General features: G+C 64.5%; 22 protein-coding genes and 1 pseudogene. 15 read left to right on the top strand and 8 right to left on the bottom strand.

Annotated features, from left to right (window positions below):
• Nucleotides 1-12: 12 nt before the first annotated feature.
• Genes ACIBJI_RS13035 through dgoD form a run of 5 tightly spaced genes read left to right on the top strand, consistent with a single transcriptional unit; the run spans nucleotide 13 to nucleotide 4,414 of the window.
• Entirely contained in the window at nucleotides 13-897 is an 885-nt protein-coding gene (locus tag ACIBJI_RS13035) for an SMP-30/gluconolactonase/LRE family protein (protein WP_364339539.1), read from the top strand.
• Complete coding sequence (locus tag ACIBJI_RS13040; protein ID WP_397084161.1) at nucleotides 894-1,508, top strand: bifunctional 4-hydroxy-2-oxoglutarate aldolase/2-dehydro-3-deoxy-phosphogluconate aldolase; 615 nt, start codon at nucleotides 894-896, stop codon at nucleotides 1,506-1,508. The genes ACIBJI_RS13035 and ACIBJI_RS13040 overlap by 4 nt, the downstream gene beginning before the upstream one ends.
• Before the next feature lie 55 nt (nucleotides 1,509-1,563).
• Nucleotides 1,564-2,508 carry a sugar kinase gene (locus ACIBJI_RS13045; RefSeq protein WP_397084163.1) on the top strand — a complete coding sequence of 315 codons (945 nt, stop codon included), beginning with the start codon at nucleotides 1,564-1,566 and terminating at the stop codon, nucleotides 2,506-2,508.
• Nucleotides 2,509-2,516: 8 nt separating this feature from the next.
• Nucleotides 2,517-3,272 (top strand): SDR family oxidoreductase, encoded by a 756-nt coding sequence (locus ACIBJI_RS13050; RefSeq protein ID WP_364339545.1) that lies wholly within the window; start codon nucleotides 2,517-2,519, stop codon nucleotides 3,270-3,272.
• Nucleotides 3,269-4,414 carry a galactonate dehydratase gene (gene dgoD, locus ACIBJI_RS13055; protein WP_397084165.1) on the top strand — a complete coding sequence of 382 codons (1,146 nt, stop codon included), beginning with the start codon at nucleotides 3,269-3,271 and terminating at the stop codon, nucleotides 4,412-4,414. The genes ACIBJI_RS13050 and dgoD overlap by 4 nt, the downstream gene beginning before the upstream one ends.
• Nucleotides 4,415-4,434: 20 nt before the next feature.
• Here dgoD and ACIBJI_RS13060 read toward each other — a convergent pair whose 3' ends face one another.
• From ACIBJI_RS13060 to ACIBJI_RS13070, 3 genes are read right to left on the bottom strand one after another with little or no spacing between them, the layout of a single operon-like run.
• Nucleotides 4,435-4,644 carry a DUF2510 domain-containing protein gene (locus tag ACIBJI_RS13060; RefSeq protein ID WP_364339550.1) on the bottom strand — a complete coding sequence of 70 codons (210 nt, stop codon included), beginning with the start codon at nucleotides 4,642-4,644 and terminating at the stop codon, nucleotides 4,435-4,437.
• A gap of 51 nt (nucleotides 4,645-4,695) precedes the next feature.
• Nucleotides 4,696-5,142, bottom strand: a complete 447-nt coding sequence (locus ACIBJI_RS13065) for a lipase family protein (protein ID WP_397084167.1) — start codon at nucleotides 5,140-5,142, stop codon at nucleotides 4,696-4,698.
• 49 nt (nucleotides 5,143-5,191) lie between these two features.
• A complete protein-coding gene (locus ACIBJI_RS13070; protein ID WP_397084169.1) occupies nucleotides 5,192-5,722 on the bottom strand; it encodes a CGNR zinc finger domain-containing protein in 531 nt (176 codons plus the stop codon).
• Nucleotides 5,723-5,760: 38 nt separating this feature from the next.
• Here ACIBJI_RS13070 and ACIBJI_RS13075 point away from each other — a divergent pair, with 38 nt between their 5' ends.
• From ACIBJI_RS13075 to ACIBJI_RS13095, 5 genes and pseudogenes are all read left to right on the top strand, one after another.
• Nucleotides 5,761-6,732 (top strand): EamA family transporter, encoded by a 972-nt coding sequence (locus ACIBJI_RS13075; protein ID WP_397084171.1) that lies wholly within the window; start codon nucleotides 5,761-5,763, stop codon nucleotides 6,730-6,732.
• Nucleotides 6,733-6,853: 121 nt separating this feature from the next.
• Complete coding sequence (locus ACIBJI_RS13080) at nucleotides 6,854-7,870, top strand: NADP-dependent oxidoreductase (protein WP_397084173.1); 1,017 nt, start codon at nucleotides 6,854-6,856, stop codon at nucleotides 7,868-7,870.
• A 23-nt stretch (nucleotides 7,871-7,893) separates the two neighbouring features.
• Complete coding sequence (locus ACIBJI_RS13085) at nucleotides 7,894-8,292, top strand: MerR family transcriptional regulator (RefSeq protein WP_397084175.1); 399 nt, start codon at nucleotides 7,894-7,896, stop codon at nucleotides 8,290-8,292.
• Between the two features lie 95 nt (nucleotides 8,293-8,387).
• Nucleotides 8,388-8,621, top strand: coding sequence for a hypothetical protein (locus ACIBJI_RS13090; RefSeq protein ID WP_397084177.1), 234 nt, complete (start codon nucleotides 8,388-8,390; stop codon nucleotides 8,619-8,621).
• Nucleotides 8,615-9,069: pseudogene (locus tag ACIBJI_RS13095) on the top strand (cytochrome P450); the annotation flags it as partial. The gene ACIBJI_RS13090 and the pseudogene ACIBJI_RS13095, both read left to right, overlap by 7 nt.
• On the opposite strand, the gene ACIBJI_RS13100 reads toward ACIBJI_RS13095, so the two are convergent.
• Nucleotides 9,049-9,942 (bottom strand): LysR family transcriptional regulator ArgP, encoded by an 894-nt coding sequence (locus tag ACIBJI_RS13100; protein WP_364339558.1) that lies wholly within the window; start codon nucleotides 9,940-9,942, stop codon nucleotides 9,049-9,051. The pseudogene ACIBJI_RS13095 and the gene ACIBJI_RS13100 overlap by 21 nt on opposite strands.
• A 71-nt stretch (nucleotides 9,943-10,013) precedes the next feature.
• On the opposite strand from ACIBJI_RS13100, the gene ACIBJI_RS13105 reads away from it, so the two are divergent.
• The 5 genes from ACIBJI_RS13105 (at nucleotide 10,014) to ACIBJI_RS13125 (ending at nucleotide 15,438) form a co-directional block, all read left to right on the top strand.
• Nucleotides 10,014-10,637, top strand: a complete 624-nt coding sequence (locus ACIBJI_RS13105) for a LysE/ArgO family amino acid transporter (RefSeq protein ID WP_397084180.1) — start codon at nucleotides 10,014-10,016, stop codon at nucleotides 10,635-10,637.
• A gap of 86 nt (nucleotides 10,638-10,723) precedes the next feature.
• Nucleotides 10,724-11,539, top strand: coding sequence for a hypothetical protein (locus ACIBJI_RS13110; protein ID WP_397084182.1), 816 nt, complete (start codon nucleotides 10,724-10,726; stop codon nucleotides 11,537-11,539).
• Between the two features lie 44 nt (nucleotides 11,540-11,583).
• Nucleotides 11,584-12,381: an N-acetylmuramoyl-L-alanine amidase gene (locus ACIBJI_RS13115; RefSeq protein ID WP_397084184.1), complete on the top strand. Its 798-nt coding sequence runs from the start codon at nucleotides 11,584-11,586 to the stop codon at nucleotides 12,379-12,381.
• Between the two features lie 115 nt (nucleotides 12,382-12,496).
• The gene (locus ACIBJI_RS13120) at nucleotides 12,497-14,761 is read left to right on the top strand and encodes an MMPL family transporter (protein ID WP_397084186.1); all 2,265 of its coding nucleotides are present in this window, start codon (nucleotides 12,497-12,499) and stop codon (nucleotides 14,759-14,761) included.
• Entirely contained in the window at nucleotides 14,758-15,438 is a 681-nt protein-coding gene (locus ACIBJI_RS13125) for a TetR/AcrR family transcriptional regulator (protein ID WP_364339568.1), read from the top strand. Before ACIBJI_RS13120 ends, ACIBJI_RS13125 begins: the two co-directional genes overlap by 4 nt.
• A gap of 118 nt (nucleotides 15,439-15,556) precedes the next feature.
• On the opposite strand, the gene ACIBJI_RS13130 is transcribed toward ACIBJI_RS13125, so the two are convergent.
• From ACIBJI_RS13130 to ACIBJI_RS13145, 4 genes are all read right to left on the bottom strand, one after another.
• Complete coding sequence (locus tag ACIBJI_RS13130) at nucleotides 15,557-16,276, bottom strand: HEAT repeat domain-containing protein (RefSeq protein WP_397084189.1); 720 nt, start codon at nucleotides 16,274-16,276, stop codon at nucleotides 15,557-15,559.
• Nucleotides 16,277-16,414: 138 nt separating this feature from the next.
• The gene (locus ACIBJI_RS13135; protein WP_364339572.1) at nucleotides 16,415-17,680 is read right to left on the bottom strand and encodes a polymorphic toxin type 34 domain-containing protein; all 1,266 of its coding nucleotides are present in this window, start codon (nucleotides 17,678-17,680) and stop codon (nucleotides 16,415-16,417) included.
• Entirely contained in the window at nucleotides 17,681-17,983 is a 303-nt protein-coding gene (locus tag ACIBJI_RS13140; protein ID WP_364339574.1) for a WXG100 family type VII secretion target, read from the bottom strand.
• A complete protein-coding gene (locus tag ACIBJI_RS13145; protein ID WP_364339576.1) occupies nucleotides 17,980-18,330 on the bottom strand; it encodes a WXG100 family type VII secretion target in 351 nt (116 codons plus the stop codon). The genes ACIBJI_RS13140 and ACIBJI_RS13145 overlap by 4 nt, the downstream gene beginning before the upstream one ends.
• Between the last annotated feature and the right edge of the window lie 177 nt (nucleotides 18,331-18,507).

Here is an 18,507-nt window from a genome sequence, read left to right on the forward strand (position 1 = left end):
CAGGAGCGAATGATGATCGAACTGAAAGCCGCTCGGTGCTCGCCGAGGCCGGGCAGGTTGTGTGAGGGACCGGTCTGGGATGACCGCACCGATGAGGTGCTGTGGGTGGATATTCCGGCGGGACGCATTCATCGCGCGACACTGCGCGACGGTGACCTCGTGCAGAGGTCCACCGTGGCAGTGGGAAAGCGGGTCAGCGCGGTCGTGCCGTGCGCATCGGGCGGGCTGATCGCGACTGCCGTCGACACCTTCCTGCATATCGCTGACGGCACAATGACCGAAGTAGCGACGCTATCGCTGCCCGATGACGGGGTACGGCGGCGTATGAACGATGCCAAGGCCGACCCGTGCGGGCGACTGTTCGCCGGGACCATGTCCGAGGACGAAATCCCGGGCACCGCGGCGCTTTATCGACTCGATCCCAATGGGGGGCTGAGTACCGTGCGTCAGCAGGTGACGATCTCCAATGGTCTCGGCTGGAGCCCGGACGGTGCCACGGTGTATTACGCGGACAGCCCGACACATCGAGTCGAAGCCTTCGACTACGACTCGGCCACCGGCACTTTCAGCAATGGACGCACCTTCGCGGAGTTTCCGGACGGTCTGCCCGATGGTTTGACTGTGGACGCAAAGGGTTTCGTCTGGGTCGCGGTGTGGGGTGCGGGGCAGGTGCGTTCGTTCGATCCATCGGGTCGGCCGCATGCGGTGATCGATGTCGGCCCGGCGCAGGTCTCCAGTTGCGCCTTCGCCGGACCGAACCTGGATGTTCTCGTAATCACCACGGCCGCGGAGGGTTCCGCTGATCCGGATGCTGGGCGGCTGTTCACCTGTGAGCCGGGCGTGACCGGTCTTGCGACGAATACCTACTCCGATGCGAGGTTGGTGAGTAACCCATGACCGCTGATCGCGTCCTCACCCTGAATCCGCCGGTAATCGCAATCCTGCGCGCTCCGACGGCCGCTCGGTTCGCCGAGGTGACCGCCGTACTGCACGAGTCGGGCATCACGGCGGTGGAGTTCACGCTCAACTCGCCGGGGGCACTGGAGGCACTGCGCGACTGCGCCGGATTTGCCCACGCGGTCGGCGCGGGCACAGTGCTCACGGCGACCGATGCCGCTCGAGCTGTGGACGCGGGTGCGGCATATCTGATCACCCCGACGGTATGCCCCGAGGTCATCGCGGAGGGCCGCCGCATGGGTGTGCCGGTGATCTGCGGCGCGTTCACGCCCACCGAGATCCACGGTGCGTGGCAGGCGGGCGCGACCATGGTCAAGGTCTTTCCTGCCTCGGTCGGCGGTCCCGGCTATGTGGAGGCGATTCGGGGTCCGCTGAAGGAGATCCCGCTGGTGCCGACGGGCGGTATCGGGCTCGCCGATGCCAGGGCGTATCTGGATGCGGGTGCCAGGGCGCTCGGCATGGGCTCGCCGCTCGTCGGTGACGCGTGCACCGGCGGTGATCTGGATGCGTTGCGTGAGCGTGCGTCCGCGGTACGGAAGGCGTTGCTGTGATTGCTGTTTCGTGGGATCCGAATGCTGAGCCCCGCAGCGTGCGAAGGTCACGGCGATGACAGGCGGATTGGTCACTTTGGGCGAAGCACTCGGTGTCGTCGCCGCCACTGAGCCAGGCCCTTTGGCTCCCGGTGCGACAATGCGGATGGATTTCGCGGGCGCGGAAGCGACGGTCGCCATCGGCGTCCGCAGGTTGGGGCACGAGAGCGCATGGGTGGGCAGCGTCGGTGCCGATGCGGTCGGCACCATGGTGCTCGATCGACTCCGCGCCGAACAGGTCGACATCTCGCGATGCCGAATCGATCCGGAACTGCCGAGCGGGCTGATGTTGCGTGAGCGGCGAACCGCCGACCACATGCGAGTCACCTACTACCGCAAGGATTTAGCAGGATCTCGATTAGCGGCCGCCGATATCGACACTGCCCAGGTCGCCGCCGCGCGGGTACTGCATCTCACCGGCATTACCCCGGCACTGAGCCCATCCGCCCGCGACGCCGTCCACACCGCACTCGACGCCGCCGTCGATGCCGGGGTCACCGTCTCCCTCGATATCAACTACCGCCGCGCATTGTGGTCGGAAGCGGATGCGGCCGTGGAAGTTTCGAAGCTGGTGTCCCACGCCGACATCGTCTTCGCGGGTACGGACGAAGCAGCCCTCCTGGTACCGTCCGCTAGCCCCGGCATGATGGCGGAATCCCTCGCCGCACTGGGGCCTTCGCAAGTTGTGATCAAACTCGGATCCGAAGGCGCACTCGCACTGCACGACGACGAGCTGATCCGGCAGCCAGCGGTGGATATCCGCAGCGTCGACCCGGTCGGCGCGGGCGATGCGTTCGTCGCGGGCTACCTCGCCGGTGTGCTCGACAACGGCTCCGTGCGCCACAGCCTGCAATTGGCCGCCACCTGCGGCGCATTCGCCGTATCCGTACCCGGTGATTGGGCTGGTCTGCCGTTCCGGCACGAACTCGGCCTGCTCATCGGCGCCGACATCAACCGATAGGGAAGAGCATGAGTCGTCTGGCAGACCGGGTCGCGGTCGTCACCGGGGGTGCGTCCGGCATCGGTGCGGCCACCGCCCACCGGCTCGCCGCCGATGGCGCGGCGGTCGTCATCGCGGATATCGCTGAGGCGAGTGGGCGCGAGGTCGCCTCGAAGATCCGTGCAGCCGGTCATCGAGCCGAATTCGTCCGCTGCGATGTGTCTTCGGAGGATTCTTGGATCGAGCTACGCAATAGCGTCAACGAGCTGTTCGGACCGCTGGACTTCCTGTGCAGCAACGCGTCCCGACAGGCCACTATCCCGGCCCACGAATTGACCAGGCAGGCATGGGATGACGGCCTCGCGGTCAACCTGACCCCGCTGTTCCTCGGCCTGCACACCTTCATCGACGATCTGCGCAGCCGCAGCGGCAATGTGGTCGCGGTCTCCAGCGTGCACGCCCACTTCGGGCTTCCCGGTTATCCGGTCTATGCCGCCGCCAAGGGCGGTTTGACCGCCTTGGTCCGGCAGCTGGCCGTGGAGTACGGGCGCGCACGCGTGCGGGTCAATGCCGTGCTGCCCGGCCCGATTCTCACCCCGGTATGGGATGACGTAGACGAGGCAGGTCGGCGGCTGTCCGCCCAGGCCACCGCGCTGGACCGGATGGGCGCACCCGAGGAGGTCGCCGCCGCGGTGGCCTTCCTCGCCTCCGACGACGCATCCTTCATCACCGGTGCCAACCTGGTCGTCGACGGCGGCTGGAGCGTGCGAAAGGAGTCCCGGTGAAGATCACCGCACTCACCACCTACCTGGTCGCCCCGCGCTGGTGCTTCCTGAAGATCGAGACCGACGAGGGCATCACGGGCTGGGGTGAACCGGTCCTCGAAGGCCGCGCTCACACCGTCGCCGCCGCGGTCGACGAACTGGCCGACTACCTTGTCGGCAAGGACCCGATGAGCATCGAAGCGCACTGGCAGATGCTTACCAAGGGCGGCTTCTATCGGGGCGGACCGATCCTGTCGAGTGCGGTCGCGGGCATCGACCAGGCGCTGTGGGATATCACCGGAAAGGCACTGGGCGTGCCGATTTGGCAATTGCTCGGCGGTGCGGTCCGCGATCGGGTCCGGGTATACAGCTGGATCGGCGGCGATCGACCCGACGATGTCGCGCGCGCGGCGGTAGAACGAAAAGAACAGGGGTTCACCGCGATCAAGATGAACGGCTCCGCCGAATTGGAGCTGATCGATACGCCGCGCGCGACCCGAGGCATCGTCGATCGCGTCGCGGCGGTGCGTGAGGCAACCGGCGACGATTTCGATATCGCCGTCGATTTCCATGGCCGCCTGTCCATTCCGATGGCGCGGCGTGTGCTACCGCTACTCGAACCGTATCTGCCGTTCTTCGTCGAGGAACCGCTCGTCCCGGAGTGCAGCAGCCAGATCGGCGAGATCACCCGCACGACAAGCATTCCCATCGCCACCGGCGAACGACTCTACTCGCGTTGGGATTTCAATGTGGTGCTCGATCAGGGCATCGCCGTCGTCCAGCCCGATCTCTCGCACGCGGGTGGCATCTCCGAGGTCCGCCGCATCGCCGCCCTTGCCGAGGCTCGCGATATCGCCCTCGCCCCACACTGCCCCCTCGGCCCTATCGCCCTCGCCGCCAGCCTCCAGGTCGGCTTCGCCACCCCCAACCTGCTCATTCAGGAGCAAAGCCTCGGCATCCACTACAACACCGGCTCGGACTTGCTCGACTACCTCGTCGACCCGACGGTTTTCGCTTACCACGACGGCTATGTCGACCTGCTCCAGGCCCCTGGCCTCGGCATCCAGATCGACGAAGCTGCGGTGACTCGCGCTGCCGAACAGGGCCACCGTTGGCGAAACCCGATCTGGCACCGCAAGGACGGTTCCTTCGCCGAGTGGTGACGCTCCACAGCTGAACCCCTTCATTGCCGCGGCTGCGTGTAATTCGTCCACTGGTACCCATCGAACCACCGCACCAGCCCTGGATTCGCATGGTCCGGATACCACCCCGGTGCCATCGCAGGCGTCGGCGATCCCCCTCCCGACCCGGACTTCACGATCAACACGATGACCACCGGCACCGCCACGACCGCAAGCAGAATCAAGATGTGCAGAAAACTGACAGCACCCATGCGGTCAGTATGCAGTACGCCCAACAACCACCTCACACCATGGGAGTCTGATCAACATCCGTTTGGTGCCGGAGCTCCTGCGAACCGGTCCGCGAGATATTCAACCGCATCCTGTTGGTGGACAAGGCCTTCCAATATATGGTCGAGCCAACCGTCGCGGATGATCTGTACGCTCGCCCCGCCTGCGCACCACTGACGCATCATATCGTCGGCTTGACTCACCGGCACGATTTCGTCGAGAACGCCGTGAAAGCTGTAGATCGGTACACGTGGCACGAATCGGCCGAGTGTATTGCGCGCCAGGACATCAGCGACGCGTGGATCACCGAGGAGGTCCGGCACGGCCGACGGGCTATGTAGGCCGGCGAAGGCGGGACTGGTCAACGATTGCTCGGTGCACATCTGCCGAATCTGTGAGAACACGTGCGGACCTCGAGGATTGAGTAAGGACGCGATACCGACCTCGGGATACTCGGCATGGAGAATTGGTGCCAGCAAGGTGGTATGCGACTCTCGCGCCTGCGATAGCGCTTTAACTGACCGGGATTCACTTCTTCCTCGCACGGTAGGCGGCGACAGCGTTGCGATTTCCGCAGGCTGTGCTGCAGTAGCGGCGCGATCTATTGCGTGACAGGTCGAGAACGAGGCCTTCGCAGCCCTCGTCGGCGCAGAGGGATAGCCGGCTCAGCTCGTCGGAGCGGACCAGATCGATCATTGCCATTGCGGTCTCGACGGCGATGCGAACCGGGAGCGGAGCCTGCGCGGGTACCGCGTGGATGTGGTAATCGACATCGCCGTGCCGAACCAACTGTGGCAGGGCACGATGCATCGCCAGCGTCTCGTTGATCAGCCGCACCGTCGTGTCGCGATCACTGGTCAGCATGTGACGTAGCGGCGTGCGCAAGGCGCGCACCGCGGCGAGCTCGGCGGCGTCGCCGGCGTGCACGCCGGTGTAGACGTGTTTGTCGAAAAACTCGTCGAGCTGGGCGATCTCGGTCAACGTATCCGGCTCCTCCGCGGAATTCACCAGCTCCACCGCCGCAACCAACGCCGCCTCAGTGTCATGGGCAAAGGCCATGTTGACATATTACCTGGCCGACCTTAGCGTCATTAGTCATGGTTGCGATGACTCATGACAGCACTGCGCAGCGGCTGCGGACCGGACTGCTTTGCGCGGTGGTGTCCGCGTCCTCGTTCGGGCTATCGGGATCACTGGCTCGCGGCTTGATGAATGCGGGCTGGAGCTCCGCGTCCGTGGTGGCGGTCCGGGTGCTGGTTGCCGCGGCGGTTCTGGTTCCGATCGCACTGGTGCAGTTGCACGGTGACTGGGATCTGTTGCGCCGCAACGCATCCTTGATCACCGCGTATGGACTGCTCGCCGTGGCCGGTACCCAACTCGCCTACTTCAACGCCGTAGCCCATATGCAAGTCGGCGTGGCGCTGCTCATCGAATACACCGCGCCGGTGGCCGTGGTTGGCTGGCTATGGCTGCGTAATAGCCAACGTCCGAGCGCCGCAACGGTTCTCGGCGCAGTACTCGGGATGGCCGGTCTGATCCTGGTCATCGACCTGCGCTCCGGCCTGGCCGCCAGCGGCATCGGCATCGCATGGGCCCTCGCTGCCATGATCGGCGCCGCCGCCTACTTCCTGCTCTCCGCCCACGGCGACGGCACCCTGCCGGGCACGGTACTCGCCGCCGGTGGTCTCCTCCTCGGCGGACTCGCCCTCCTCGCGGCAGGCGCGATCGGCATCGTCCCCCTCGACGCCACCACCAATCCCGTTGTCTTCCAATACTTCACCGTCTCGTGGTGGCTCCCCGTCCTCGCGCTCGGCACGATAACCGCCGCCCTCGCCTACGTCTCCGGCATCGCCGCCACCCGCCTCCTGGGCTCCCGCCTCGCCTCCTTCGTAGCCCTCTTCGAAGTCCTGGCCGCACTCGCTTTCGCCTGGGTCCTCCTCGGCGAATCCCCCCGCCCTCTCCAACTCCTCGGCGGCACCCTGATCCTCATAGGAGTAATCACCGTCCGCCAAGGCGAAACCACCCTCGCGCCGGGGACCTCGAGCCGAAAGCTTCGTCTGGAGGGGTGACGCGCCGCATTCGGGCGATGCGGCACACCGGCTCGAGCCATGACGGGGACCACATCTGTCGCAACTGGCCCACGGGCGCGGCTTGACCTTCACGTATACGTCAATCCTTAGCGTCGCTCCCATGACTGTTATGACGCGAACCGCACGGGCTGTCCAGCTTTCCGCACGACCGGGCGGGTTTCCGAAACTGGCCGACTTCCGACTGGTCGAGCAGCCGGTGCCCGATCCGTCGTCGGGGCAGGTGCTGGTGCGGAATCTGTACATGTCGATTGATCCGGGCATGCTCATGCAGATTGGCGCCTACCCGGGAATTCCCATGCCGCCGTTCGCTGTTGGCGCGACGATGTTCGGGGATGCGATTGGTGAGGTCGTCGCCTCCGCGGATCCGGCTGTTCCGGAGGGCGCGCTGGTGCTGCATCGGCTCGGTTGGCGCGAGTACGCGGTGGCCGAGGCGAGCGCGATCCGGATCGTGGATCCGGAGGCGTATCCGTCGCCGTCCAGCTATCTCGGATTCGGGCTGGTCGCCTACGCGGGCCTAACGGGCGTGGCGGGTCTGCGTGCCGGGGATACGGTTTTCGTTTCCAGCGCGGCGGGCGCCACCGGTGGCATGGCCGGCCAGATCGCGCGGCTGCTCGGCGCGGGTCGGGTCGTCGGTAGCGCCGGCTCGGCGCGAAAGGTGCGCCATGTCGTCGAAGAGCTCGGCTTCGACGCGGCCTTCGATTACCACGACGCACCTCTGGTCGAGGAGTTGCGAGCGGTCGCGCCGGACGGGATCGATGTGTATTTCGACAATGTGGGTGGTGCTCAGTTGCGGGCGGCGATCGAGGTGATGAATGTGGGTGGACGCATCGCGCTCTGCGGTGCTCTCGCTCGGCAGCGGTCCGGAGGTCTGCCCGACGAGGGGCCCGGAGATCTGCTGCCGGTGATCGGTAAGCGGATCACGCTGCGTGGCTTCACCATGCTCGACCATCTGGATCTGGCGGCGGAATTCGGGCAACGCTTACGTCGCTGGGTTGCCGATGGGCAACTCGTCCAATCCGAGACCCTCGTCGACGGGCTGGAGAACGCCCCGCGGGCATTGCTCGATCTGGTCCGAGGCCGCTACACCGGGAAGGTGGTGGTACGTCTCGCGCGTTGACCGTACCGACGGAAGGAAAACAGATGCTGATCGGTGAACTCGCGACGCGCACCGGTACCACCACCCGCGCCCTGCGCTTCTACGAAGAGCAGGGGCTGCTCACCTGCGACCGCACCACCTCGGGGTACCGCACTTACGACGAAAACGCGATCAAACAGGTGAACAACATCCGCGAATTGCTCGACATCGGTTTCACCATCGACGATGTCCGGGCCTTCCTGCCCTATCTGGACCACGACTTGCCCGCCGTATTCCCTTTCGAACCGCGCTGCGCCACCGGATACGCGGCTGTCGGACCACCGCGAGTTGCCGAGTTGAACGCGCGCATTACTCGGTTGACGGAACTGCGGGATCGGCTGCTCGACCGCATGCCCTGGCTCGCGGCCGACGCCCCAATTGCTCGGCGCGACGACGTCCAGTAGCAACGCGGACCGGTGACTGTGAAGGGGAAGTGTTCCGAATTCGCCCGCTGCCGCGATCGGCGTGGCAGGATCGGGATGCGACGGATGGGGATGGGATGACTGAAACTGATTCGACGGCAACGGTATTCACGACGATCGCGGAGGCGCGGGCGGGGCTGCGGCGCGGGGAGGTCGGTGCGGTCGAGTTGGTGGACGGGGCACTGGCAGCCGCCGATGCGCATGACGAGACGTTCGGTGTCTTCTTGGCTCGATTCGAGCAGCGGGCTCGGGCGCAGGCGGCCGAGGTGGATCGCAAGATCGCGGCGGCGGAGGCGCTGGCGCCGTGCTGATGCTCACCGATGACCGTGTCGCCGACAATATCCTCGGCGGCAGCCTATCCACCCGCGGCGCCCTGGATCAGGTGCTGTTCACCGACCCACCGTTGGCGAACTATTGCATCACCTATCCGCGACAGCCGATCCTGATCGAGGAAATGTGGCTGCCCCCACACCAACCCGTTCTCATCAGCATGGCGGCCTGCAATAACGACCCCGAGATCGTCGGCGAGCACACCGGCAACCGGTCACATCTGGCATGGAGCGCGGGCCCGCATGCCTGCACCGCAAAGTCCATGGCGTACTTGATAGCTCAGGACGCCATCGACCAATTACTCGATGCGATACCGGAACTCGGACTCGCCACCCCGGCAGCGGACCTGAAATGGCGACCGGGCCCATTCACCGCGCATTGACCGCGCTTCCCGTGACATTCCCCAAGTCACCGCCGTGGACCATCTGACAGCGCCTCAGCCGCAGCAGCCGCAATGGCGCCCGCAACGCCACTGAGCGCAGGCGAATCGACCTTCCACTGCTGCCAATAGAGCGGCACATCGATATACGAATCCCCATCGATCGGCACGAGGTCCCGACCACTTCGAGTCTGCAGATCGGGCAACATCCCCCACCCCAGCCCGATCCGAATCGCCTCCGCGAATCCGGCCGACGACGGCACATAATGCCGCGGCGGATCCACCGGCTGTCCACATCGCCGCCGTAGATGCCGATCCTGCAGATCATCCTTCCGATCGAAAAGTACAACGGGCGCAACGGAATATGCCTCGGCGGTCGGCCCATCCGCGAACCAGGTCCGCGCGAACCGCGGATTCGCCATGGGCCGATACCGCATGGCACCAAGCCGCTTTACTCGACATCCCTGCACTGCCGACGAGGTGGCGGTGATCGCCGCCATCACCGTCCCGTCGCGCAGCAATCGAGTCGTATGTTCCTCATCCTCGCGATGTATCTCGAAACACACACCGGCGGGCGCCTGCCGCAATGCGGGCATCACCCAGGTTTCCAGCGAGTCGGCATTGACCGCGATCGGCACCCGGATCGGCCGACCCGCCGGCCGATCGACATCGCCGAGTTCGCGTGCGGCATCCCCGGCGAGCAGCTCGATCTGTCGCGCCAAACGCAGCACCGCGAGCCCGGATTCGGTGGGCCGCACCGGTTTTGTGCGTTGCAGCAGAATGCGACCTGCGGCATCCTCGAGCGCCTTGATGCGTTGACTGACCGCCGACGGCGTCACGCGCAGACTGCGCGCGGCGGCGTCGAAGGTGCCCTCGGTGACCGCCGCGTTGAGCGCGCGGAGCTGATCGAACTGCAGGTCCATTAAGAAATCCTAAAGGTACTTCAGAATCTTTAGCTGGTCTGGTCAGGTCTTCGAACCTAGCGTCGATACATGTGACGGCATCATCGGCGGCCCTGGCGGCCATCTCGGGACTCGGCTTCGGACTCTCCTTGATCGTGGCGATCGGCGCGCAGAACGCCTACGTTTTGCGCCAAGGTCTGCGCGGCCAGCATGTGCTCGCGGTGGTCGCGGTCTGCACCGTGTCCGACATCGTGCTGATCGCGGCGGGAGTCGGGGGGTTGGGTGTCGTAGTCGAATCCGCCCCCGTCTTGCTGACGGTGATCCGCTACGCCGGAGCCGCTTTTCTACTCGGCTACGGCATTCTCGCCGCCCGCCGCGCCGTCGCGGCATCGAGTCTGACCGCCGACTCCACCGGCGCCACCGTCGCACTCGGCGCGACCATCCTCACCTGCCTGGCCCTGACCTGGCTCAACCCGCACGTCTACCTGGACACGGTGCTGCTGCTCGGCTCCTTCGCCAATACCTACACCAGCCCGGACCGCTGGTTCCTCGGCGCGGGCGCGATGGTCGCCAGCATTATCTGGTTCACCTCGCTCGGCTATGGCGCCCGCAAACTCGCCCCGCTATTCGCCCGTCCGATCGCTTGGCGCGTACTCGATTCGGTGATCGCGGTCGTGATGTTCGGTCTTGCGCTGGGCTTATTACTCACCGGCTAAGCTGGCAGGACCTGCAACGCTGGGGGATCGGATCGCGATCAGTACGTGGTGGGGGTCGCCGCCCCGGCGGGAGAGGTGGGCTGGCTGTGAGTTATCCGTACGGCTATGGGGAGCCGCCGCGGCAGGATCCGGCGCCGTGGGGACAGCCGGTGGGCTATCCGGCGCAGCAGGGCTGGGGGCAGACCGGCTATCCGATGGGGTATCCCAGCGCGCCGCCCCCGAGCCCGCCGCCCAAATCGAAGACCGGTGTGATCGTCGCGGTGGTGCTCGGGCTGGTCGCCGTGCTCGGCGTCGGACTGGTCGTTATCACCGCGCGCGACAAGGACCAACCGCAGGCGTCGAATGCGACGGCCACTGTGGTCCCGGCCACGAGCGCGCCGCGCGCGACCACCCCGCGAACGACCGCGACAACGCCGCCCCCTGGCCAACCGCCCCCTGGCCAACCGTCCTCGGGCAAGCTCACCTACACCGACTTCGCCGGGGACTGGAATTTCAAATTCGACAGCGTGGAATTGCACGCCGACTGGGTTGAGGGCCGCGATCACGCCAACTGCCGCGATTTCGAGGTGAACGGCAAGCTCACCGGCTTGGGCTGCCAGTACGCCGCCGAAATGGTGTATCGGGCCGAGGGCGGCGGGCTGAAGATCACCCAATTCGTCCTCGCGATGTCGACCCAGGGCCAGGCCACGGCCGCGCTCGGCAAGTTCACCGATGAGGACCTGCACCTGCGACCGGGCACCTACATCGACAATTTCGTCACCGGCAAATGGCGCGACGGGACCGAAAAGGAATTCGTCGTGGTCACCGTGGTCACCGCCAATGCGGCTGTCGCCGCGGACACGGTCAAAAAGTATCTGCAATATCGGCACGCGGATACGCTCGGCGCGCTGGCGTTCCGATAGCTGTGCCGATGAACCGGCTGCAAGGCTGTGGCAGTGTCGGTGCCATGCGATGGCGAAGCTGGAAGACGACCGCCGCGATCTGCGCGTGGGGCATGTTGCTCGGTGGATGCGCGCACGACGCATCCGGTTCATCGGCGCGCACCACGACGCCGCAGATAAGCGACGAACCGACGACGAACCCGCCGAGCTTCATTGCCGATGACCGCGTCGTCGTCATCGACCCGGGACACAATGGCGGCAATGCCGCCCAGCCTGGCGAGATCAACCGTCAGGTGCCGGACGGTCGCGGAAAAACCAAGGCGTGCAACACCACCGGCACATCCGCCACCGACGGCTATACCGAGCACGAATTCACCTGGGATGTCGCCATCCGTGTCCGGGATACCTTGGCCGCCCGCGGAATTCGCGTCGTGCTGACCCGCGACGACGATGCCGGTGTCGGCCCCTGTGTCGACGAACGCGCCGCGATCGGAAACCGCAGTGGTGCGGCGGCTGTCGTCTCGATCCATGCCGACGGCGCTGTCGCGGGCGCGCACGGCTTCCACGTCGCGTACTCGTCGCCGCCACTGAATCCGGCACAGGGTGAGCCGTCGCAGCGACTGGCAACGACGTTGCGCGACATCATGATCGGGTCCGGCTTCGTCCCGTCGACCTATGTCGGCTCCGATGGCATGAATCCGCGCGCGGATCTGGCGGGACTCAACCTCTCCGAACGTCCGGTCGCGCTCGTGGAATGTGGAAATATGCGCGATCCGGGTGATGCGGCGCTGATCGAATCGCCCGATGGGCGGGCGAGGTATGCCGACGCCATTGCCAATGCGATCTCGGCGTATCTCGGATAGGCCCGTGCCGGTGATCGGGATCACTACTTGTTCGCTATGTACCCCTATCGTCGTTGAGTTAACGACGTTACGCTAACGCTGTTACGTGAGATGCAGTCGAACAGGGGAGCCGCTCATGCTCGTACGGATCGCACATCTGTCCACCAGACATCCGCGCACAATCCTGCTCGCCGCCGCCCTATTGGCCATACTTTGCGGCGCATTCGGCGCCTCGGCGACCTCGCATATGAAGACCGCCGGTTTCACCCCGGGCGACGCCGAGTCGTCGCAGGTCGCCAAGCTGGTCGCGGATAACTTCGGCGGCGCGGAACCCAACCTAATCCTGCTGGTTCGCGATGATGCCGGTGCGGACAGTCCGGCCGCGAAGGCGGCGGGCGCGAAGTTGATCGACACCTTGCGTTCGCGCGGCGATGTGATCGGCGTCCAGTCCTATTGGAACGCTCCGCAGTCCCTGTCGTCCGCATTGCGCAGCAAGGACGGTAAGAGCGCGCTGGTGCTCGGTTACATCACCGGCGAGGAGTCCGTGGCCCAGAAGGCCGCCGGTGCGATCGCCACAGAGGTCACCGGCACCAATGACGGTGTCAGCATCTATCAGGGCGGCCTCAGCTCCATCTACCACGACTCCAACGAGCAGATCACTCACGATCTCGCGGTCGCCGAGAGTGTGGCCATCCCGCTGTCGTTCATCGTGTTGATCCTGGTTTTCGGCAGCCTGGTCGCGGCCTTCCTGCCGCTGGCAGTCGGCATCTTCGCGATCTTGACCACCCTGGCCATCCTGCGCACCCTCACGGTTTTCACCGATGTGTCGATCTACGCGCTGAATTTGACCACGGCACTGGGTCTTGCGCTCGCGATCGACTACAGCTTGTTCATTGTCAGCCGCTATCGCGAGGAACTCGGCAATGGACTCGATATCGAGGCGGCAGTGGTGCGGGCGGTACAGACCGCGGGACGCACCGTGCTGTATTCGGCGCTGACCGTCGCGCTGTCGGTGGCCGCGCTGGGCGTCTTCAACCTGTACTTCCTGAAATCCTTTGCCTACGCCGGCGTTGCGGTGGTCGCCGCGGCCGCCGCCGCATCGATCCTGGTCCTGCCCGCGGTGCTGATGTTGCTCGGGCATCGGGTTAATGCATTGGATCTGCGAAAGCCGTTGGGCCGCTTGCTCGGCCGTGACCTGCATGCTGCGCGCGCACCCGAGCAGACCTTCTGGTATCGCACGGTGCAGTGGGTGATGCGCCATGCCGCACCGGTCGCCATCGCGATCGTCGTGCTGATGCTAGCGATCGGTTCCCCGTTCCTCGGCGTGAAATTCGGCTATCCGGACGATCGAGTGCTCAACGCGGGCACCTCCGCCACCAGCCGCACGGTCGGCGACGCACTGCGCTCGGACTTCCAGTCCAATGCCGCGAACAATGTCACCGTGGTGCTCGACGACTACCACGGAAATCCGTCCGCCATCGGCGATTACGCCGCCACACTGTCGAAGGTGGATGGCGTGTCCGGAGTGCTCTCGGGTGTCGGTCTGTACACCGGCGGACTGAAGGTGGCGGCCGGATCGCCGCAGATGACGAATGACACCGGCGCATTCCTCACTGTGGCAACGACGGTCGATCCCTTCACCGCCGCGGGCAAGTCGCAACTGGAGCGGCTTCGTGACGTCCCGAGCCCGGGACCGGCGCTCTTCGGGGGCAGTGCGGCGATAAACCGCGACTCCCTCGAAGCGCTGGGTGCGCGACTGCCACTGGCCGGCGCGCTGATCGTGCTCGCCACCTTCGTGGTGCTGTTCCTGTTCACCGGAAGTGTGTTGCTGCCGCTGAAAGCCCTTGCCCTCAATACGCTTTCGTTGACAGCAGCGTTCGGTGCGATGGTCTGGATCTTCCAGGATGGGCACTTGTCCAGCGTTTTCGGCAATGACGCGACCGGTTATCTGGTCCCGACCATGCCGATCCTGATGTTCTGTCTCGCCTTCGGAATGTCCATGGACTACGAGGTATTCCTGCTTTCGCGCATCCGCGAGGAGTGGGTGGCCTCGGGACGCACCGCCGCGGACAACACTCGCGCGGTCGCGCTGGGTGTCGCGCGCACCGGCCGGATTTTCACCGCGGCCGCGCTATTGATGGCCATCGTGATGGCCGCCATGGTCACCTCGAAGGTATCGTTCATCCAGATGACGGGCCTGGGGCTGACTTTGACGGTGCTCGCGGACGCCACGCTGATCCGCGGCCTGCTCGCGCCCGCACTCATGCGGTTGCTCGGCACCGCGAACTGGTGGGCGCCCGCGCCACTCGCCCGGCTGCATGCCAAGATCGGCTTGAGCGAGGGCGAAACCGCAACGGGCACATCCGAATCAGATAATCATCTACTAGCCGGACGAACGTGAATTTCACCCGCAGGCAGCGTTCGGCACGTGGCTCCGGTGCGGAGCTACGCGCCGAAATCCTCGATGCCACAAAGAAACTGCTGGCTGACGCAGGTCACGTCGACGCGGTTTCCATTCGGGAAATCGCCAAGATCGTCGGCGTCACCGCGCCGTCGATCTACCGCCATTTCGCGGATAAGGATCAGCTGATCGAATCCGTGGTGGCCCAGGTATTCGAAGATCTGGACGCGGTAATGCTGGCCGCATCCGATCCGAATGAGTCGCCGATGGAGCGTCTGCGTCAGCAGGGCCAGGCGTATGTCCGGTTCGCCAGGGAGCATCCGGAGCAGTACCGCCTGGCCATGACGCCTGGTGAGACGGCGGGCGCGGTCGACCAGGTGCTGACCAGCAGTGCCTTTGCCCATCTCGCGGCGACCGTCACCGAGTGCATGAACCTCGGCGTGGTCACGCCGGGTGACCCGGTGCCGGTCGTCTTGGAGCTGTGGTCGAGCGCGCACGGCATCGCCTCCCTGCTGATCGCGAAACCCTATCTGCCGTGGGGAGATGTGGAGGCGTTCACCGATCGCGTACTGCGCGCGATCTGCGTCGGACGCGTTGTCATCGATAACGTGCTCGGCGAAGATGTGTCCCCCGACGCCGTCGCCCAGTGGGCGGTGGCGAACCGGCGTCAGAGCTGACGTCCGGCTCTGATCAGCACCGCGCGGCGAATATGCTTCATCTTGTCGATTCGGGGGATAAGGCAACCATCCGAGCGAACTGCCGCGAAGCAGAAGGAGTCGCCCGCGGTACCGCCCATCATGTCGGTAGCTTGTCGCGGATGTTCTGGACGTGCCGCGAGTATAGCGGCCAGCGCATCGCGACCACATCGAGGATTGTCCCGATGCGCGCCGCGTCCTCCAACAACGTCGGTGGTACAGGCGGGCGCAACAGATATTCGATGTCGGTGAGTAAGCGGGACGAGTCCTCTTCATCCATATGAGCTGCCTCGCGGGTGATCTCCGCTAGCTGTGATTGATCGCCCATCCGATAGGCGGCGATTCGAACCTGCGGTCCGATCTCCTCATCCCGGCCGAATTCCTCTGCCAGAGCGGACATTTCGGCACGCGATAGGTCACCCGTCCGGCCCAGAGAGTCGATTGCATACCGCCGCACCGCCCCATACTCGTCAATATCGCGCACGCACTTGACCAGAGCAGCGGTTCCGTGCCCTGGATAGCTGCCCAACGCTTCGGCCAGGGAAGCGCGCACCAGCCACGACGGGTCCGCGCGCAGCAGATCCACGAGGACGTCGACTGCGGGACTGAACCGAACGAGGCCGAGCGACTCTGCCGCTTCGTTGCGAACCATCTCGTCTGAGTCCGACAGCATCCGCAACAACACTGGCCCGACAACTGAAACCTGCGCCACCCCCAGAAATCCGATCGCGCGCGCCGCTTCACTTCGAACGGCGACATCACCCGATTCGACGAGCGGCAGGATGTCTGCGACGGCCCGATCGTCGCCGAGCTTGATCAATTCGATCATCGCACGGACCTGCTGACCAGGATCGCCCGATGTCAGCGCTGAATTGAGCTGGGAAGCTCCGTCCATTTTGTCCTCACATCCTTCGATCGCCATCGACATGTACAACTTGACCCAGGCCACTGCGATCCACTATCGCCCACCGCCGCCACTAGACTGTCGGCACTCGTGTTGCTTCTGCGTTTTCTTGATTCTCTGTCGCCTCTTGGCATCGTTTTCTGCCTCGTCCCACAGCTTCGCCAGGGCCTCGCACGCTCCGCTGGCCGCGCCGGATTCTATTAGCGCCCGCATTTCGTTTTCGATGCCTGTGTCGGCCACCCTCTGTTTTCCGCCCTTCGCCATTTCGGCGACGAAGACTCCCGCAACGCTCACCGCAGTAAGCGAGGCTATCTCGTCCAACGATGTTTGAATATTGAGAGGATGAACAGAGTTCACGGCTGCGGCGATTCCCACGCCGACCTCGAGGGTCTGGAACAATCTACATATGTTCCACAGGTTGCGAATCCGTGTCGCAGCGGTGGCAACCGCGGCTGTTCCGGCGGCTGTTCCGGCGGCGGCCTCGGCTTCGGCGGGGCCCAGGGTTGCCAGACCAGCTGTCAGAATCTCGGTCAAGGCAACTGCTGCCACAGTGCCGACCGCAATCCAGAACAACTCCTTCATCAAACTGTTGACGTGACTGTCCAGATCCGACCTGAATGCCACCAGATTCGTATGATGATCTCCGACTGCTCCGGACAGGGACATCGATACCGACGCGATAGCGGCTGCGCCGTTGGCCAAGGTGGTGAGGTGTGCCTCGACGTCGGCAATATCCGGCGCCTCGGTTTTGGCTGAGTGGATAGCGGCGATGATCGCCTTGATATCTGCCTGTGCGTTCTTGATGGCCGATGATTCAGCGAACTTCTTCCAGGCTTCCCCAGCGGACTTCACACGATCTGTGTCGCCGTTCGGGACCGTGTATCCGATCTGGTCCAACAGGCCGGGCACACTTGTGTCAAGCCCTTTGGCTGTACCGCCAAAAGCTGACGGTGCTGGGGTGATGTCGTTCTGGAACACCACACCTTGCGGAACGTGAAACGGTGGAGTCGGTGCGGCGCCCTTCGATGGATCCGGATTCGCCTTCCAATTCGAATACACCCAATTGTTGCCAGCGGTATTCAGAATATTGGAGAAATTCGCGAGAGCGTTCGACATCGAGGCGCAGGTACTTAGGAGATCTGTTGCGTTGTCGTCGTATTCGGCGGCCCACTTGGCCGCCTTGTCGTAGCTACCCGCCATCTGGCCGGAATCCTGCAGCGAGTTCCACAGCGTCGACAGCGCGGTCAGGATCTCGCTGTTTATTGTCCCGCACTTGGCGGCGGCGTCGTAATATGTCTGCGGATCGACATTGATAGCCACCTACGCTCCGCTCCGCATCATCTTGGAATTTACTTCCGCCGCTTCGGAATACGCTTCGTGTGCCGCCTTTGCTGCATCAGTCATGTCGCGGATTCCTTCCGCGAACTCCCGCGCACCCGTGATCCACTGCTGATGAGCTTCCGAATACGCTTGCGCGGCGATACCTTCCCATCCGGTGCCGCGCAGGGTCGCGATCCGTTGGTCGATTTCATCGAGGTGGTCGACGATAAATGCGGCCAAACCGGACAGTCGAGCAATGATCTGCTCGAGTTCGTCGAGCTCTACGGCGAAAGGATTGGTCATGATTGGGATGGCAGATCGAGGCTGGACGTGGATAAGGCCCCTGCGTTCGATTCGTCACGATGCTGGTAGGTTTCGGCTGTGACACCGAGCTTCTCTGCCAGCCCGGTAAGAGCGGAGATTATCTGTCTGCCGCCGTCGCTGACTTCGTTCCACCCCGTATTGAAGCCGGTGGCCGCGTCGCCGGTCCAACTGCTCGTCGTGAGAGATTCGACCTCGCGGGCAGCCGAGTCGAGCGCCGACCCGAGAGTGTCGGCGATACCGAACACATAGGCACCGATGTCACGGACTTGATCAGGAACGACCGACAACGCCTGGCTAGAACCAGGCGTCCCCCCTGGTGTACTCATAGCACCGAACTCTACCAGCCGAACTCTTCTGCGTAGCCATCCAAATTCGCCATGGGGGTTACTCGTTGGACTCATGCTCACTCTGATGGCAGACGGCCACGTCACGACTTCCTAGGTTCGTCGGGGCCGTCTTGATGTGTTCTTGCCAGGGCTCAAGCAGTGAGGCTGAACTGCAGT

Origin of the sequence: Nocardia sp. NPDC050408 (assembly GCF_044458905.1) — a bacterium.
Lineage (GTDB): Bacteria > Actinomycetota > Actinomycetes > Mycobacteriales > Mycobacteriaceae > Nocardia.

Excerpts from the sequence above, each read along its gene's own strand:
- ACIBJI_RS13035 (WP_364339539.1), top strand. The coding sequence starts at position 13 with ATGATCGAACTGAAAGCCGCTCGGTGCTCGCCGAGGCCGGGCAGGTTG.
- ACIBJI_RS13040 (WP_397084161.1), top strand. The coding sequence starts at position 894 with ATGACCGCTGATCGCGTCCTCACCCTGAATCCGCCGGTAATCGCAATC.
- ACIBJI_RS13045 (WP_397084163.1), top strand. The coding sequence starts at position 1,564 with ATGACAGGCGGATTGGTCACTTTGGGCGAAGCACTCGGTGTCGTCGCC.
- ACIBJI_RS13050 (WP_364339545.1), top strand. The coding sequence starts at position 2,517 with ATGAGTCGTCTGGCAGACCGGGTCGCGGTCGTCACCGGGGGTGCGTCC.
- ACIBJI_RS13060 (WP_364339550.1), bottom strand. The coding sequence starts at position 4,644 with ATGGGTGCTGTCAGTTTTCTGCACATCTTGATTCTGCTTGCGGTCGTG.
- ACIBJI_RS13070 (WP_397084169.1), bottom strand. The coding sequence starts at position 5,722 with ATGGCCTTTGCCCATGACACTGAGGCGGCGTTGGTTGCGGCGGTGGAG.
- ACIBJI_RS13075 (WP_397084171.1), top strand. The coding sequence starts at position 5,761 with ATGGTTGCGATGACTCATGACAGCACTGCGCAGCGGCTGCGGACCGGA.
- ACIBJI_RS13080 (WP_397084173.1), top strand. The coding sequence starts at position 6,854 with ATGACTGTTATGACGCGAACCGCACGGGCTGTCCAGCTTTCCGCACGA.
- ACIBJI_RS13085 (WP_397084175.1), top strand. The coding sequence starts at position 7,894 with ATGCTGATCGGTGAACTCGCGACGCGCACCGGTACCACCACCCGCGCC.
- ACIBJI_RS13090 (WP_397084177.1), top strand. The coding sequence starts at position 8,388 with ATGACTGAAACTGATTCGACGGCAACGGTATTCACGACGATCGCGGAG.
- ACIBJI_RS13100 (WP_364339558.1), bottom strand. The coding sequence starts at position 9,942 with ATGGACCTGCAGTTCGATCAGCTCCGCGCGCTCAACGCGGCGGTCACC.
- ACIBJI_RS13115 (WP_397084184.1), top strand. The coding sequence starts at position 11,584 with ATGCGATGGCGAAGCTGGAAGACGACCGCCGCGATCTGCGCGTGGGGC.
- ACIBJI_RS13120 (WP_397084186.1), top strand. The coding sequence starts at position 12,497 with ATGCTCGTACGGATCGCACATCTGTCCACCAGACATCCGCGCACAATC.
- ACIBJI_RS13140 (WP_364339574.1), bottom strand. The coding sequence starts at position 17,983 with ATGACCAATCCTTTCGCCGTAGAGCTCGACGAACTCGAGCAGATCATT.
- ACIBJI_RS13145 (WP_364339576.1), bottom strand. The coding sequence starts at position 18,330 with ATGAGTACACCAGGGGGGACGCCTGGTTCTAGCCAGGCGTTGTCGGTC.